General features: G+C 66.3%; 18 protein-coding genes and 1 pseudogene. 3 read left to right on the top strand and 16 right to left on the bottom strand.

What is annotated here, in order from left to right; translation table 11 throughout:
* Positions 1-142: 142 nt before the first annotated feature.
* The 6 genes and pseudogenes from brnA to PC39_RS08270 form a co-directional block, all read right to left on the bottom strand.
* Complete coding sequence (gene brnA / locus PC39_RS08295; RefSeq protein ID WP_353252913.1) at positions 143-379, bottom strand: type II toxin-antitoxin system BrnA family antitoxin; 237 nt, start codon at positions 377-379, stop codon at positions 143-145.
* A pseudogene (locus PC39_RS08290) lies at positions 369-533 on the bottom strand (BrnT family toxin); the annotation flags it as partial. The gene brnA and the pseudogene PC39_RS08290, both read right to left, overlap by 11 nt.
* Positions 534-590: 57 nt before the next feature.
* Entirely contained in the window at positions 591-1,556 is a 966-nt protein-coding gene (locus PC39_RS08285; protein ID WP_353252912.1) for a UDP-glucuronic acid decarboxylase family protein, read from the bottom strand.
* 50 nt (positions 1,557-1,606) lie between these two features.
* Positions 1,607-2,188 (bottom strand): TrmH family RNA methyltransferase, encoded by a 582-nt coding sequence (locus PC39_RS08280; RefSeq protein ID WP_353252911.1) that lies wholly within the window; start codon positions 2,186-2,188, stop codon positions 1,607-1,609.
* Between the two features lie 11 nt (positions 2,189-2,199).
* Positions 2,200-2,616 carry a type II toxin-antitoxin system VapC family toxin gene (locus PC39_RS08275; RefSeq protein WP_353252910.1) on the bottom strand — a complete coding sequence of 139 codons (417 nt, stop codon included), beginning with the start codon at positions 2,614-2,616 and terminating at the stop codon, positions 2,200-2,202.
* Complete coding sequence (locus tag PC39_RS08270) at positions 2,603-2,836, bottom strand: FitA-like ribbon-helix-helix domain-containing protein (RefSeq protein ID WP_353252909.1); 234 nt, start codon at positions 2,834-2,836, stop codon at positions 2,603-2,605. Before PC39_RS08270 ends, PC39_RS08275 begins: the two co-directional genes overlap by 14 nt.
* A gap of 227 nt (positions 2,837-3,063) precedes the next feature.
* On the opposite strand from PC39_RS08270, the gene PC39_RS08265 reads away from it, so the two are divergent.
* Complete coding sequence (locus PC39_RS08265; RefSeq protein ID WP_353252908.1) at positions 3,064-3,327, top strand: ComEA family DNA-binding protein; 264 nt, start codon at positions 3,064-3,066, stop codon at positions 3,325-3,327.
* 137 nt (positions 3,328-3,464) lie between these two features.
* Here PC39_RS08265 and PC39_RS08260 read toward each other — a convergent pair whose 3' ends face one another.
* Positions 3,465-4,442 (bottom strand): MBL fold metallo-hydrolase, encoded by a 978-nt coding sequence (locus tag PC39_RS08260; protein ID WP_353252907.1) that lies wholly within the window; start codon positions 4,440-4,442, stop codon positions 3,465-3,467.
* Between the two features lie 107 nt (positions 4,443-4,549).
* Here PC39_RS08260 and PC39_RS08255 point away from each other — a divergent pair, with 107 nt between their 5' ends.
* Positions 4,550-5,128, top strand: coding sequence for an acyl carrier protein phosphodiesterase (locus PC39_RS08255; RefSeq protein ID WP_353252906.1), 579 nt, complete (start codon positions 4,550-4,552; stop codon positions 5,126-5,128).
* A gap of 54 nt (positions 5,129-5,182) precedes the next feature.
* Here PC39_RS08255 and PC39_RS08250 read toward each other — a convergent pair whose 3' ends face one another.
* A complete protein-coding gene (locus PC39_RS08250; protein ID WP_353252905.1) occupies positions 5,183-5,689 on the bottom strand; it encodes a protease complex subunit PrcB family protein in 507 nt (168 codons plus the stop codon).
* A 44-nt stretch (positions 5,690-5,733) separates the two neighbouring features.
* On the opposite strand from PC39_RS08250, the gene arfB reads away from it, so the two are divergent.
* Positions 5,734-6,150 carry an alternative ribosome rescue aminoacyl-tRNA hydrolase ArfB gene (gene arfB / locus PC39_RS08245; protein WP_353252904.1) on the top strand — a complete coding sequence of 139 codons (417 nt, stop codon included), beginning with the start codon at positions 5,734-5,736 and terminating at the stop codon, positions 6,148-6,150.
* Positions 6,151-6,208: 58 nt separating this feature from the next.
* On the opposite strand, the gene PC39_RS08240 is transcribed toward arfB, so the two are convergent.
* The 8 genes from PC39_RS08240 to thrS form a co-directional block, all read right to left on the bottom strand.
* The gene (locus PC39_RS08240) at positions 6,209-6,571 is read right to left on the bottom strand and encodes a MerR family transcriptional regulator (protein ID WP_353252903.1); all 363 of its coding nucleotides are present in this window, start codon (positions 6,569-6,571) and stop codon (positions 6,209-6,211) included.
* Positions 6,555-6,854 (bottom strand): integration host factor subunit alpha, encoded by a 300-nt coding sequence (locus PC39_RS08235; RefSeq protein WP_353252902.1) that lies wholly within the window; start codon positions 6,852-6,854, stop codon positions 6,555-6,557. Before PC39_RS08235 ends, PC39_RS08240 begins: the two co-directional genes overlap by 17 nt.
* A gap of 3 nt (positions 6,855-6,857) precedes the next feature.
* Positions 6,858-9,248 (bottom strand): phenylalanine--tRNA ligase subunit beta, encoded by a 2,391-nt coding sequence (gene pheT, locus PC39_RS08230; RefSeq protein ID WP_353252901.1) that lies wholly within the window; start codon positions 9,246-9,248, stop codon positions 6,858-6,860.
* 229 nt (positions 9,249-9,477) lie between these two features.
* On the bottom strand, positions 9,478-10,476 hold the full coding sequence (gene pheS / locus PC39_RS08225) for a phenylalanine--tRNA ligase subunit alpha (protein WP_353252900.1): 999 nt from the start codon (positions 10,474-10,476) through the stop codon (positions 9,478-9,480).
* Positions 10,477-10,756: 280 nt separating this feature from the next.
* A complete protein-coding gene (rplT, locus tag PC39_RS08220) occupies positions 10,757-11,119 on the bottom strand; it encodes a 50S ribosomal protein L20 (RefSeq protein WP_353252899.1) in 363 nt (120 codons plus the stop codon).
* A gap of 41 nt (positions 11,120-11,160) precedes the next feature.
* Positions 11,161-11,358, bottom strand: a complete 198-nt coding sequence (gene rpmI, locus PC39_RS08215; RefSeq protein WP_353252898.1) for a 50S ribosomal protein L35 — start codon at positions 11,356-11,358, stop codon at positions 11,161-11,163.
* Positions 11,359-11,381: 23 nt separating this feature from the next.
* The gene (gene infC / locus PC39_RS08210; RefSeq protein WP_353253051.1) at positions 11,382-11,924 is read right to left on the bottom strand and encodes a translation initiation factor IF-3; all 543 of its coding nucleotides are present in this window, start codon (positions 11,922-11,924) and stop codon (positions 11,382-11,384) included.
* A gap of 66 nt (positions 11,925-11,990) precedes the next feature.
* On the bottom strand, positions 11,991-13,898 hold the full coding sequence (thrS, locus tag PC39_RS08205) for a threonine--tRNA ligase (protein WP_353252897.1): 1,908 nt from the start codon (positions 13,896-13,898) through the stop codon (positions 11,991-11,993).
* Positions 13,899-14,010 lie beyond the last annotated feature (112 nt).

Below are 14,010 nucleotides of genomic sequence, written 5' to 3'. Positions count from 1 at the left end.
GGACCAAGCGTGTCATGCATGAACGACCGGAGACGACTGAAGAATGCTTCGCGATCATCGACTTGCGCTGCCGGAATGCCGGGAACGCGCTAGGGCGCTTATCCCGGCCTACTGCCATCAAGGGTGCGAGCGCCGTAGCTCTTCACATCCGGTCGGATGCCGATTGCTCCAAACGCTCCGACAGCCAGACCTTGATAATCGACTGGCGACTGACACCTAGGCGCTTGGCCTCTTTATCCAGACGCGCGATCATCCAGCCGGGGAAATCGACGTTGACGCGCCTTTGCTCCTGCAAGGGCCGGCGAGCACTGGATAGATCCAGTGCTTCGGTGATGTCTTCACCCTCGTCGAATTTGCGATCGAATTCCTTAGCCTTCATATAGCGCCACCTCCTCGGGGCGGGATCGACGCACGGATATAATCCGGACGTTGCTGTCGCGAAAGGTGATCACCGCCGACCAATGCCGTCCCTCGATCCTGCCGACAACGAGAAAACGTAGCTCATCGTCGACCTCTCGCGCCCGAATCTCCAAACAGTTTAAAAAACTGTCCCCTTATTAGTCCGGCATCCGGGCATGCGGTTTGGGGTGTTACTTGCCCTCGACCTGGGCCAACAGATTCCGGAAATACTCGACGGTCCGGGGCAGACCCTCCGCCAGGGTGGTCGTGGCCTGCCAACCGAGGAGTTCGTTTGCCAGTCGGGTGTCCGGCTGCCGCTGCTTGGGGTCGTCCTCGGGCAGCGGATGTTGTTCCAGCCGCGAATCGGAGTCGGTGAGCGCGAGGACCTGCTCGGCCAACTCGCGCATGGTGAATTCGCCCGGATTGCCGAGGTTGATCGGGCCGGTGACTTCGTGGCCGGTCGCCATCAACCGCATCAGGCCCTCGACCATGTCGTCGACATAGCAGAAGGAGCGCGACTGGCTGCCGTCGCCGTAGAGGGTGATCGCCTCGCCTTCCAGGGCCTGCATGATGAAGTTGGAGACCACGCGGCCGTCGTGCGGGTGCATGCGCGGGCCGTAGGTGTTGAAGATGCGCGCCACCTTGATCGGCATGTCGTACTGGCGGCGATAGTCGAAGAACAGGGTCTCGGCGCAGCGCTTGCCCTCGTCGTAGCACGCGCGGCTGCCGACGGGGTTCACGTTGCCCCAGTAGCTTTCGGGCTGGGGATGCAGCGTGGGATCGCCGTAAACCTCGCTGGTGGAGGCCTGGAGGATCTTGGCGCCGGTGCGCTTGGCCAGCCCCAGCATGTTGATGGCGCCGTGGACGCTGGTCTTGGTGGTCTGCACGGGGTCGTGCTGATAGTGGATCGGCGAGGCCGGGCAGGCCAGGTTGTAAATCTCGTCTACCTCGACGTAGAGCGGGAAGCAGACGTCGTGGCGCAGCACCTCGAAGAACGGGTTGCCGATCAGGTGGGCGATGTTGGCCTTGCGGCCCGTGAAGAAGTTGTCCACGCAGATGACATCGTGGTCCTGCGCCAGCAGGCGCTCGCAGAGATGCGAGCCGATGAAGCCGGCGCCACCGGTGACCAGGATGCGTTTGCGCAGTATGTCTTTCATGGTTCGATTCGGTCCGGGTACGGCGTGGATTATACGGGCGTATGCCCTTGCTATTGCTCCGACCAGCGCCGGAAGATCGCCTCCCTGGCTTCGGCGGACAGCCGCGGCGTCTCGTAGTAGCCAGCGGCTTCGCGCTGGCGCTGGGCCTCGTACAGGATCACGGCCGTGGCCACGGAGACGTTCAGGGAGCGGGTCATGCCCTGCATGGGGACGGCCAACGCGCCGTCGGCACCGGCGATGGCTTCCTCGGAGACGCCGTCCAGCTCGGCGCCCACGGCGATCGCGGTGGGCCGGGTGTAGTCGACAGCACGGAAATCGATGGCTTCCGGGCACTCGTGGGCGACATAGATACGCATGCCCTGCTCCCGCAGGTACCGGTACGCGGCCTCGATATCGGCGTGCTTTCGCATCGGCAGCCACTTGCCGGCGCCACTGGCGGCCTTGTCGCGGTGGAGACGCGTGGCGTGGCCGGGCAGCGGCACCGCGTTCAGCTCGGCGATGCCGACCGCGTCGCACGACCGGGCGATGGCGGCGAGGTTATGGGGCTTGTGCACGCGATCCATGACCACGGTCAGGTCCGGCTGGCGCCGGTCCAGGACGTCGCGGATGCGTTTTTCTCGTTCGGGTGTCATGGGCGCGGAGTTTACTCGAATGGGTTGAGAATACGGACACCCGTGGCCTCGAAATCCCGGGTATTACGTGTCAACACGGTCAGGTCGTAGACCAATGCGGTCGCTGCTATTTGCTTGTCTAGAAGATGCTCGGAATGCGGTGAACGCAACTTGCCCCATACCTGCGCCATATCAGTATCAAAGGGCAAAATGTGATCGGCGTAGTCTCGAAGCAATCCAGACAGCCAATCTTCGAGTAAGGCTGCCTGGCGGATATCTCCACGGTGTCGGATTAATTCCACACCACGGCTGAGTTCGCCAACAGTTATGACCGAAAGGTACAGGTCGAAGCGCTTATATAGGGTTTTCCGAAAGAACTTTCGCACGCCTCGATTCGCTTTTCTCCCTTTGCGGATTTCACTGATGACGTTGGTATCAATCAAATACATCCACAGCTTCCTCATCCTGAGAACGTTCGAAATCCATATCTCGACCCACATTCGGTATATCCGCCAGGGCCTCGGCTAGAGAACGGCGTCGGGGTTTTAATAAAGCTTCTTCCAGAATCGCGCGGTGCTCCGCCTCCGCGCTGCGGCTATGTCGAGCAGCATTGCGCTTCAGCGCCCGTACGACTGCATCATCCAAGTTGCGCACAATGAGATTGGCCATCGCGACTCATCCACTCTTATCAATGATTGATATCAATGATAGCACTCATTGGTTTGCCACACATCCAACTCTGCCAAATTAAGGGGACGGTATACTTAATTCATGCGAAATTAAGTATACCGTCCCCTTAATTCCGGACTTGAAATCCGGGTGGTGGCTGGGCTAGCTTTGGAAAGCCGGTCTCCGTACCGGCTTTTTTACTCGCTTCACGGAAGAAGGAGAGAAGCATGAAAGGCATCAAGACCCTCTTGGGGGGTATTCTCGTCTCGTTCGCCGCCCTGGCCTGGGCGGAAGTCGACGTCAACACCGCCAGCGCCGAGGATCTGCAAAGCCTCGACGGTATCGGCGAGGCCAAGGCCCAGGCGATCGTGGAGTACCGCGACGCCAACGGCGGCTTCGGCAGCGCCGATGACCTGACCGCGGTCGACGGCATCGGCGAGAAGACGCTCGAATCCATCCGCGACGACGTCACGGTGAGCGGCGCCGAGTGATCGGCGTCCGATCCGAGCGTGGAAGGCCCGCTTCGGCGGGCCTTCTTTCATTGTCTGACCGGCTTACCCCCGGAACCCTGAAACACGCCGGTGCACTGATCCGGCCTATGTCCACGGCCGACAAGTCCGCGGATCATTCACAGCTTCCGCGTCTCCCCCACCGCCGGAATCCAGATATCGTCGTGCCGATAGCCCTGTTGCTCCAGGGCACGCCGGAAACGGCCAGGTGGCTCGAAGGGCGGCTCGTCGGTGAGCACGATCGTGCCCCAGTGCATGGCCGCGGCGGTGCGGGCGCCGACGTCCCTCGCGATCGCGGCCGCTTCTTCCGGATTGACGTGGGCGCCGGCCATGACGGCGCGCGGCTCGTACGCGCCGATCGGAAGCAAGGCCAGGTCCACGGGGGCGAAGGTCTCGCCGATCTCCGCGAACACGGGGTGGTAGGCGGTGTCGCCGGCGAAGTACAGCCTCCGCCCGTCCGCGGTCTCGACCACGAAGCCGCACCAGAGGGTGCGGTTGCCGTCGAAGGCCCCGCGCCGCGAGAAATGGATGGCGGGCACCGCCGTGACGGTGATGCCGGCCGTGGCCACGCTCTGCCACCAGTCCAGCTCGTGAATCTGGCGATAACCCAGGCGGCGCAGCGCCGGCCCCAATCCGAGCGGGACGACGGCCCGTATCTCCGCCCGGCCCGGCAGGCGCGCCAGCGTGGCGGCGTCGAAGTGGTCGTAGTGGTTGTGCGACAACAGCAGCCAGTCGATGGGCGGCAATTCCCGCGGTCGCAGCGCCGGCGGCACGAAGCGCCGCGGGGATGTCGCCGGACGCGGCGCCGCGACGCTGGTCAGGAAGGGGTCGGTCAGCAGGGTCTGGCCGCCCCAGCGCAGCAGGTAGCTGCTATGGCCGAGCCAGGTGGCGGCGTCGCCGGCCTCGTGAAAGCGCAAGCCGTCGCGCACCGCGGGCCGGGGCAACACGTGTCCCGGCGGCACCTCCGGCCGCCTGCGATCCAGGGCGCGACGAAGCAGAAAGCCGGCGAAGCCGCCGCGGCCGCCTCCGGGGCGGGGCGCCCCGGGCGGATTACGAAAGCGGCCGTCGATGCGAAGGGGTTGGGTCTTGGTCGACATGGGCGCGAGTCTACCTCAGGCGGCGATCGCCGCGCGGTCGACGGGACAGTGCCGCGGCCTTGGGCTACTCTGGGAGCGGATATCCTGCACCCGCGGGCGGATTCGGCATGAACCATCTGGCACATCTTTACCTGGCCGAACGCACGGGCACATCCTTCGCCGGCAACTTCCTCGGCGATTTCGTGCGCGGGCGCCTTGGCGGCCGCTTCGATCCGGCGATCGAGACCGGCATCCGCCTGCACCGCCGGGTGGACAGTTACGCCGACAGCCACCCGCTGCTGGCCGAGGCCCGCGACTGGTTCCCGCCGCCCTACCGGCGCTACGCCGGCATCCTGCTGGATGTTTACTTCGACCACCTGCTGATCCGTCATTGGCGCGATTTCCACGACGAGCCCGTGGACCGCTTCGTGCAACGCGCGACGACGCGCATGCGGCGGGAGTGGCCGGCGGCGGCGCCCTTCGCCGGCACCCGGCTGGCGGGCCTGCCGGACGCGCTCTGCGCCTATGCCCGGCCGCGCGGCGTGGAACAGGGCCTGTACCGGGTGCATGCCCGCCTCGCGCGGCCCAGTCCGCTGCGCGAGGCCCTGCCCCTGCTCGTGGCCCGGGACGCCGAGCTGGACCTCGTATTCCGGCGCTTCCTGCCGGACCTGGTGGCCTTCAGCCTGCAAGAGGCTAATCAAGATTAAGGGGACGGTATACTTAATTCCTCAGAATTGAGTATACCGTCCCCTTAATTTAGGTTAGCGTTCGGTGATGGCGCGCAGGTCGAGAGTGTTGTCGCGCACCTCGATGCGCCCGTAGTCGCCGTCGGGAGCGCCGACCACGATGCAGGGCGCGGTCACGACCTGGGCCACCATGGCATCGGGCGCAGGCGGCAGCCAGTCCAGCGCGAGGATGAGGGTGCCCTCCTCGATACGGCTCATGCCTTCGCGCACTTCCAGCCGGTATCCGGCCGTCGGCCGCTCGCCCATCTCGACCACGATCACCCCGCCCAGGGACGCCGCGCCGGCCCGGAACTCGCTGATCTCGCGCGAGTCGATCCAGCGCCGGAAGGACGGCGGGTCGGGGAAATAGTGCGCGGCCGCCTCCTCGCCCGGGGTGTGGCAGTAGGCGCTGCGCTGCAGGATATCGACGTCCGGACGATCCGACCGCTCGTCCTGACCGAAGCCGGCGCATCCGACGGCGAGGGCCGCCGCGGCGAACGCGGCCAGGGACAGGACTCCGGATCTGCTGGCGAAACGCGTCATCGCGGTTTGAACCTGCTGGGAATACGGCCGACATTATACGGACCATGGTCGAGGCGACACCCAACATCCGGATTCCCGAGACCGAGCTGACGGAGCGTTTCGTGCGCTCGTCGGGCCCGGGCGGGCAGAACGTCAACAAGGTCGCCACCGCGGTGCAACTGCGCTTCGACGTGCGCCGCAGCCCCAGCCTGCCGCCGGACGTGCGGGAGCGGCTGCTCACGCTGGCGGCGCCGCGCATCAACCGCCACGGCGAGCTGGTGATCGACGCCCGCCGCTACCGCAGCCTGGAGCGCAACCGGGAGGATGCCCGCGCACGCCTGGCGCGCTGGATCGCCCGCGCCGCCCGACCGCCCAAACGCCGCAAGCCCACGCGCCCGTCGCGCGCCGCCAAGCGCCGGCGTCTGGAGTCCAAGAAATCACGCGGCCGGACCAAGAAGCTGCGCAAGCCGCCGACAGAGTGACAGAGAGAATTAAGGGGACGGTATACTTAATTATTCAGGAATTAAGTATACCGTCCCCTTAATTGAGCAGCTCGATGATGGCTTCCAGTTCGCGGCGGATTTTCTTGAGGGAATCGCTGGCGCTGCCGGGCGGCACCACGGACATGGCCTTGCCCTTTTCCTTGAGCTGGCCGCGGGCGCCGCTGATGGTGAAGCCCTGCTCGTACAACAGCTCGCGGATATCGCGCACCAGCATGATGTCCTGCTGCTTGTAGTAGCGCCGGTTGCCGCGGCGCTTCACGGGCTTGAGTTGGGGGAATTCCTGCTCCCAGTACCGCAGCACGTGCGGCTTGACCGAACACAGCTCGCTGACCTCGCCGATGGTGAAATATCGTTTGTCCGGTATCGGCGGGAGTTCGAGTTGTTTAGCGGTCTGAGTCAACGCTCGATTCCACGCGCGTACGGAGCTTCTGGCCCGGACGGAAGGTCACCACGCGCCGGGCCGAGATCGGAATCTCCTCGCCCGTCTTGGGATTGCGTCCGGGTCGCTGGTTCTTGTCGCGCAACTCGAAGTTGCCGAAGCCGGAGAGTTTGACGTAATCGCCCGACTCCAGCGTGGACCGGATTTCCTCGAAGAACGAGTCGACGAATTCCTTGGCTTCGCGCTTGTTCAGCCCCAATTGCTCGAACAGCGTTTCGGCCAGATCAGCCTTGGTGAGTGCCACTTCTTATTGCCCCCTGACACGGGCGCCACAGCGGTCCTGTAAGGCCGCCGTCAGACGCGTCACGTCCGAATCCACTCCCTGATCGGTTAGCGTGCTCGTTTTATCCTGGAAAATCAAGCCTAAAGCGACACTCTTGAAACCCGTCTCAAGGTCACCGCCCCGGAACACATCGAACACGTGCGCGGATTGCAGGTGCGGCACGTCGGCGGTCAGGGCCGTGGCGACCAGGTCACCGGCGGGTACGCCCTCGGGCACGAGCAGCGCCAGGTCGCGCCGCACCGACGGGTACTCGGACAGGGCCTCGAAACGGGGCACGGGCACCGCCTCCAGAACTTCGGAATCCAATTCAAATACGTAAGGCAATGCCTTGACGTCCAATATCTTTTGGAATTTCGGATGCAGTTGTCCCAGCCAGCCGCAAGGGCGCCCGGCCACCGCGATCCGGGCGGCCCGGCCCGGATGCAGGGCGGGGTGCCGGGCGGCCTCGAACGTCACGTCGCCGTCGACATTCGCCAGCAGGGCCTCGACATCACCCTTGACGTCGAAGAAGTCCAGCGCCCGGCGGTCGGCGTCCCAATGCTCGTCCGCGGCGGGGCCCGCCGCGAGGCCGGCCAGGGTCGGCGTCTGCCGGATGCCGAGCTCGGCGTCGGCGTCGCGCGCGAAGCGCAGGCCCAACTCGAACAGGCGTACGCGCGGCTGCTGGCGCCGCAGGTTGTGGCGCCAGGCCGGCAACAGGCCGCTCCAGAGCGTGGTGCGCATCTGGGCGTACTGGGCGGCGATGGGATTGTCCAGGTCGATCGCCACCTTGGCGGCCTCGGGATCGAGCGCCGCCTGTAATTCAGGCTCGACGAAGCTGTAGGTGATGGCCTCGTCATAGCCGCGCTGGCGCAGGATTTCCTGGAGTGCGTCGTGGGGCCGGCGCGCTTCCGGGATCGGCCGCAGGTTGGCGGCGATCCGCCGCGGGCGGCTCGGCAGACGCTCGTAACCGTGGACCCGCGCGACCTCTTCGACCAGATCGGCCTCCAGCGCCAGATCGAACCGGTGACTGGGCGGGTGTATCAGCCAGCTTCCGACATCCTCGGAAACCACCTTCATGTCCAGGCGCACCAGGATCTCGGAGATCTCCTCGCCGGGAATATGGCATCCGAGCAGACGCTCGACATGCTCGTGGCGAAGCCGGATTTCGCGGTCTTCCCACAGCGGGTAGCCGTGGGTCACGGTGACGTGCCCGACGCGGCCGCCGGCGATCGTCCGGATCAGGGCCGTGGCGCGCTCGATCGCGGCGACCTGGCCGTGCGGGTCGACGCCGCGCTCGAAGCGATGCAGCGAGTCGGTGTGGATCTTGTAGCGGCGCCCCTGCCCGGCCACGGCCAGCGGCGAGAAACAGGCGGACTCGAGCACGATCTCGCGCGTCGCCTCGTCCACGGCGGTGGCCGCGCCGCCCATGACGCCGGCGATGGCGACCGGACCGCTGTCGTCGGCGATCACCAGGGTGCCGGCCTCCAGGGTCACCTCCTGGCCGTCCAGCAGCTCGATGCGCTCGCCCGCCTCGGCCTCGCGGACCCGGATGGCACCCCGCAGGCGCGACCGGTCGAAAGCATGCATGGGCTGACCGAGTTCGAGCATCACGTAGTTGGTAACGTCGACCACCGGCGAGATCGGCCGGATACCGCCGCGGCGCAGCCGCTCCCGCATCCAGTCGGGCGTGCGCGCGGCGGGGTCGACATCGACGATGATGCGGCCGGCGTAGACCGGACAGGCCTTCTCCGCCTCGATGCGGACCTCGGGCCGGTCCTCGATGTCGGCCTGCACCGCGTCGCTGGCTGCGGCGGCGACGTCCCGGCGGTTGCGCACGCCCACCTCGCGGGCGATGCCGCGCACGCTGAGGCAATCGCCGCGGTTGGGAGTCAGATCGATCTCGACGATGCTGTCGTCCAGTCCCAGGTGACGTACCAGCGGCGTACCCGGCGCGGCGTCCGGGTCGAGCGTCATCAGGCCGCTGTCGTCGTCGCCCAGGCCCAGCTCGGACGCGCCGCAGAGCATGCCCTGCGACGCCTCGCCACGGATCTCGCCCTCGGCGATCTCGGTGCCGCCCGGCAGGACCGCGCCCGGCAGCGCCACGGGGGCGACCAGGTCGACGGCGGCATTGGGGGCGCCGCAGACGATGCGCCGGGGCGCGTCCTCGCCGGTGTCCACCCGGCATATGACCAGGCGATCGGCGGCCGGGTGCGGCGCGACCTCGCGGATGCGGCCGACCACGACGCGATCCAGGGCCGGACCGGCCGGCTCGACGGCGTCCACCTCCAGCCCGGCCATGGTGAGCTGATCGCACAACTCGTCCGTGCCGACCGGCGGGTCGACCCACTCGCGCAGCCACTTTTCACTGAACCGCATCGTCTATTTTCCGTTAAGAAAACCCAACCACAGAGGCACAGAGGCACAGAGGCACAGAGAAAGAACAAAGGCTGTCGCCCCGGAAGCCGCACAGCGGCTATCCGGGGTCCAGTGGAGCCAGCGACCACGCCGAACGTTTCCCTGGATCCCGGATCGCGCCTGCGCGCGTCCGGGATGACGTAATGGCAGCTTTCCTCTGTGTATCTCTGTGCCTCTGTGGTTCATCTTCTCAAGCGAACTGCCGTAAAAACCGCAGGTCGTTGTCGTAGAACAGGCGCAGGTCGTCGACGCCGTAGCGGAGCATCGCCAGGCGCTCGACGCCCATGCCGAAGGCGTAGCCGGTGTAGCGCTCGGCGTCGATGCCCACGGCGGCGAGCACGTTGGGGTGGACCATGCCGCAGCCCAGCACCTCCATCCAATCGCTGCCGGTGCCCAGGTCGCGGCCGTCGATGTCGACCTCGGCCGAGGGCTCGGTGAACGGGAAGTAGGACGGCCGGAACCGCAGCCGCAGGCGGGTCTCGAAGAACGCTTCCAGGAAGTCCTGGAGATCGGTCCGCAGGTCGGCGAAGCTCACGTCCTCGGCCACGTACAGCCCCTCCACCTGGTGGAACATGGGGCTGTGGGTCCGGTCGGAGTCGCAGCGGTATACCCGGCCGGGCGCGATGATCCGGATGGGGGGCGCCTGCCCTTCCATCACCCGGATCTGGACCGGCGAGGTGTGGGTACGCAGCAGCAGGCGCTCGTCGTCCACGTAGAAGGTGTCCTGCATCGCCCGGGCGGGATGCTCGGGCGGCACGTTCAGGGCCTCGAAGTTGTGGTAGTCGTCCTCGATCTCCGGGCCCTCGGCGATCTCGAAGCCGATCTGGCGCCACAGGGCCTCGATGCGCCGCCGGGTGCGGGTCAGCGGATGCAGCGCGCCGGGGCGCTCGCCGCGGCCCGGCAGGGTCACGTCCACCGCCTCGCCGGCCAGGCGCGCGTCCAGCTCGGCCTCTTCCAGCGCCGCCTTGCGGGCGGCCACGGCCTCGGCCACGCGGGTCTTGACCGCGTTGATCGTGGCCCCGGCCTCGCGCCGCTCGTCGGGCGCCATGTCGCCCAGCGTCTTCAGACGGCCGGTGATCTCGCCCTTCTTGCCGAGGTAGCGCACACGCAGGTCGTCCAGGGCACGCAGGTCGTCCGCGGCCTCGATCTCCGCCAGGGCGGTCTCTTCCAGGCGCTGCAAATCACTCATGATTCAACCAACCACAGAGGCACAGAGAACACGGAGAGAAACAAGGTTTGTCACCCCGGAAGCCGCGCAGCGGCTATCCGGGGCCCAGGGAAACCTTCGACCCCGCCGAACGTTTCCGTGGATCCCGGATCGCGCTACCGCGCGTCCGGGATGACGCAATTGGATTCTGCCTCTGTGCACTCTGTGTCTCTGTGGTTCATTTCTTTACGACCAAAACAAAACAGGGGAAAGGCGGCGGGCCTTTCCCCTGCATTCGCGCGTCGCCGCTCGGGCGACGGCGTCAGGCCTGGTTCAGGGCCGCCTTGGCTTGCTCGGCGACCGCGGCGAACGCGGCCTTGTCACGGACGGCCAGGTCGGCCAGGACCTTGCGGTCCAGCTCGACGCCGGCACGCTTCAGGCCGTGCATGAACTTGCTGTACGACAGGCCGTGGTTGTTGGCGGCCGCGTTGATGCGGGTGATCCACAGCGCCCGGAACTGCCGCTTGCGCTGGCGGCGATCGCGATAGGCGTACTGCCCCGCCTTGAACACCGCCTGCTGGGCGACGCGAAAGCTGCGGCTGCGCGCGCCGTAATAGCCTTTCGCCTTCTTGAGAACCTTCTTGTGCCGCGCCTTGGCGGTCACGCCGCGACTGACTCTGGCCATGATCGCGTTTCCTCTCTATGTCTGTCGGTTGTCCGCCGGATCTACCGGTACGGGAGAAGCCGCTCGATCGCCGCCTGATCCTGCGGGGCGACGTCGGCGCTCTGCGCCAGGCGGCGCTTCCGCGTGGCGTTCTTCTTGGTCAGGATGTGGTTCGCGTTCGCGTGCCGCCGGCGGAACTTGCCGCTACCGGCGCGCTTGAAGCGCTTGGCCGCACCGCGATTGGTCTTGAGCTTGGGCATTACCGTCTCTCTAGCTGTGTGCGTCAGGCCTTGAGCTTGGTGCCCTTGCCGCTCTTGTGCGGCGCCATCACCATGATCATCAATCGGCCCTGCATTTCCGGCTGCTGCTCGACGGTCGCCATGTCGTCGAGATCGGAGCGCACCCGGTCCATCAGTTCCAGACCCAACTCCTGGTGGGCCATCTCCCGGCCCCGGAAGCGCAGGGTGATCTTCACCTTGTCGCCTTCCTCCAGGAACTCCCGCAGCTTGCGGAGCTTGGTCTGGTAGTCGCCCTTCTCCGTGTTCGGGCGGAACTTGATTTCCTTGAGCTGCGTCTGCTTCTGCTTCTTGCGCGCAGACTGCTGCGACTTGCTCTTCTCGAACAAGTGTTTGCCGTAGTCCATTATCCGGGCCACGGGCGGCTTGGCGGTCGGCGCCACCTCGACGAGGTCCAGGTCGTATTCGGCGGCCTTGGCCAGTGCGTCGTCGCGACTCAGGACCCCGATCTGTTCGCCGTCGGGCGCAACCACCCGAAGCTCGGGTGCGGTGATCTCTTCGTTGCGCCGATCCTTTTGTCCAGAAGCGATATTCGCGTCCTCCCAGAATGAAAAACCCGGCCCGTCCCACGGGGACAGCCGGTGGCCGCGCCGTCGCTACCCCCGCTCGGCCGCCTCGGCGGTCAAGCGCTGCGACAACGCCTTGATTGACATCGCCCCCAGATCCTCGCCGTCGCGGCGCCTGACGGCGACCGTCTCGGTCTCCATCTCGCGGTCGCCCACGACCAGCAGGTAGGGGATGCGCTGCATCGTATGCGCGCGGATTTTATAGCCGATCTTCTCGTTTCTCAAGTCGCTTTCCACGCGCAAACCGGCCTGGGATAGGGTTTGCTCCACCCGACGGGCGTATTCCGCCTGGGCGTCGGTGATATTCAGGACCATCGCCTGGACCGGCGCCAGCCATGCCGGCAGCGATCCGGCGTGGTGCTCGATCAGGATGCCGATGAAACGCTCCAGCGACCCCAGGATGGCGCGGTGGATCATCACCGGTACCCGCCGCTCGCCGTCCTCGGCCACGTATTCCGCGCCCAGGCGTCCGGGCATGGAGAAATCGAGCTGCACGGTGCCGAGCTGCCAGACGCGGTTGAGGCAGTCGCGCAGGGAGAACTCGATCTTGGGGCCGTAGAAGGCGCCCTCCCCCGGTTGCAGCTCCCAGTCCAGGCCCTTGTCGTCGAGGCAGGCCTGCAGCGCCGCCTCGGCCTTGTCCCAGACGTCGTCCGATCCCACCCGCTGTTCCGGCCGGGTGGAGAACTTGATCAGGACCTCGTCGAAGCCGAAGTCGCGGTAGACCTCGAACACCATGTCGATGAAGGCCGACACCTCGTCCGCGATCTGGCTCTCGGTACAGAAGATGTGGGCGTCGTCCTGGACGAAGCCGCGCACCCGCATCAGGCCGTGGAGCGTGCCCGAGGGCTCGTTGCGGTGGCAGGACCCGAACTCCGCCAGCCGCAGCGGCAGGTCGCGGTAGCTGCGCAGGCCGTGGTTGTAGATCTGCACGTGGGCCGGGCAGTTCATGGGCTTGATCGCGTACTGCCGGTCCTCGGACCCGGTCAGGAACATGTCGTCCGCGAACTTGTCGGCGTGGCCGGACTTCTGCCACAGCGACAGGTCGATGATGGACGGCGTGTGCACCTCCCGGTAGTCGTGCGCGCGCAGCTTGTCCCGGATGTAGTCGGTGATGGTCAGGTAGATGCGCCAGCCGCGGTCGTGCCAGAAGATCATGCCCGGCGCCTCTTCCTGGAGATGGAAGTACTCCAGGCGGCGGCCCAGCATGCGGTGGTCGCGCTTCTTGGCTTCCTCGATGCGCTGCAGGTACGCCTTGAGCGACTTCTTGTCGGCCCAGGCGGTGCCGTAGATGCGGGTGAGCATCTCGTTGGCGGAATCGCCGCGCCAGTAGGCCCCGGCCAGGCTGGTGAGCCTGAACGCGCGCAGGTGCCGGGAGTTGGGCACGTGCGGGCCCCGGCACATGTCCACGTAGTCCTCGTGGTGGTACAGGGCGATGGTCTCGCCCTCCGGGATCTCCCGCACGATCTCCATCTTGTAGGGCTCGTTGCGGGCCTCGAAGGCGGCCAGCGCCTGATCGCGGGTGACCACCTCGCGGATCACCTCGTGGTCGCGCTCGGCGAGTTCGTGCATGCGCTTCTCGATGACCTCCAGGTCCTCGGGGGTCAAGGTCTCGCCGATGCGCACGTCGTAGTAGAAGCCGTCCTCGATCACCGGACCGATGGCCATCTGCACGTCCGGGTACAGGGTCTTGAGGGCCTGCCCCAGCAGGTGCGCGCAGGAGTGGCGGATGATGTCCAGCCCCTCGGGATCGCGCGCGGTGATGATCTGTAGTTCGGCGTCGCGGTCGATCTCGACGCAGGCGTCCACCAGTTCGCCGTCCACGCGTCCGGCCAGCGCGGCGCGCGCCAGTCCCGGGCCGATGGCCTCGGCGACCTGCATCACGGTAACGGGTTGGTCGAACGACTTGGTGGAGCCGTCGGGCAGGCTGATAACGGGCATGCTGTCTCCTTCAGTGGCGGCCGATACGAGGGACCGCTTGTCTGTGTCGATGTGGCGTTGCGGGCGGCAAGCGTACGCGCCGCCCGCAACGCGCGCAAGCCGCCGGCGCCCG

It is taken from the genome of Salinisphaera sp. PC39 (assembly GCF_040361335.1).
Taxonomy (GTDB): Bacteria; Pseudomonadota; Gammaproteobacteria; order Nevskiales; family Salinisphaeraceae; genus APNM01.
Note: the sequence above shows the minus strand (reverse complement) of the source record. Positions and strands in the feature narration are given on the sequence as shown.

What these genes read in the sequence shown, in the direction of transcription:
- pheS (WP_353252900.1), bottom strand. Translation starts at nt 10,476, where the DNA reads ATGAGTGATTTGCAGCGCCTGGAAGAGACCGCCCTGGCGGAGATCGAG.
- pheT (WP_353252901.1), bottom strand. Translation starts at nt 9,248, where the DNA reads ATGCGGTTCAGTGAAAAGTGGCTGCGCGAGTGGGTCGACCCGCCGGTC.
- brnA (WP_353252913.1), bottom strand. Translation starts at nt 379, where the DNA reads ATGAAGGCTAAGGAATTCGATCGCAAATTCGACGAGGGTGAAGACATC.
- thrS (WP_353252897.1), bottom strand. Translation starts at nt 13,898, where the DNA reads ATGCCCGTTATCAGCCTGCCCGACGGCTCCACCAAGTCGTTCGACCAA.
- PC39_RS08255 (WP_353252906.1), top strand. Translation starts at nt 4,550, where the DNA reads ATGAACCATCTGGCACATCTTTACCTGGCCGAACGCACGGGCACATCC.
- PC39_RS08280 (WP_353252911.1), bottom strand. Translation starts at nt 2,188, where the DNA reads ATGACACCCGAACGAGAAAAACGCATCCGCGACGTCCTGGACCGGCGC.
- PC39_RS08250 (WP_353252905.1), bottom strand. Translation starts at nt 5,689, where the DNA reads ATGACGCGTTTCGCCAGCAGATCCGGAGTCCTGTCCCTGGCCGCGTTC.
- rpmI (WP_353252898.1), bottom strand. Translation starts at nt 11,358, where the DNA reads ATGCCCAAGCTCAAGACCAATCGCGGTGCGGCCAAGCGCTTCAAGCGC.
- arfB (WP_353252904.1), top strand. Translation starts at nt 5,734, where the DNA reads ATGGTCGAGGCGACACCCAACATCCGGATTCCCGAGACCGAGCTGACG.
- rplT (WP_353252899.1), bottom strand. Translation starts at nt 11,119, where the DNA reads ATGGCCAGAGTCAGTCGCGGCGTGACCGCCAAGGCGCGGCACAAGAAG.
- PC39_RS08270 (WP_353252909.1), bottom strand. Translation starts at nt 2,836, where the DNA reads ATGGCCAATCTCATTGTGCGCAACTTGGATGATGCAGTCGTACGGGCG.
- PC39_RS08285 (WP_353252912.1), bottom strand. Translation starts at nt 1,556, where the DNA reads ATGAAAGACATACTGCGCAAACGCATCCTGGTCACCGGTGGCGCCGGC.
- PC39_RS08275 (WP_353252910.1), bottom strand. Translation starts at nt 2,616, where the DNA reads ATGTATTTGATTGATACCAACGTCATCAGTGAAATCCGCAAAGGGAGA.
- PC39_RS08260 (WP_353252907.1), bottom strand. Translation starts at nt 4,442, where the DNA reads ATGTCGACCAAGACCCAACCCCTTCGCATCGACGGCCGCTTTCGTAAT.
- PC39_RS08265 (WP_353252908.1), top strand. Translation starts at nt 3,064, where the DNA reads ATGAAAGGCATCAAGACCCTCTTGGGGGGTATTCTCGTCTCGTTCGCC.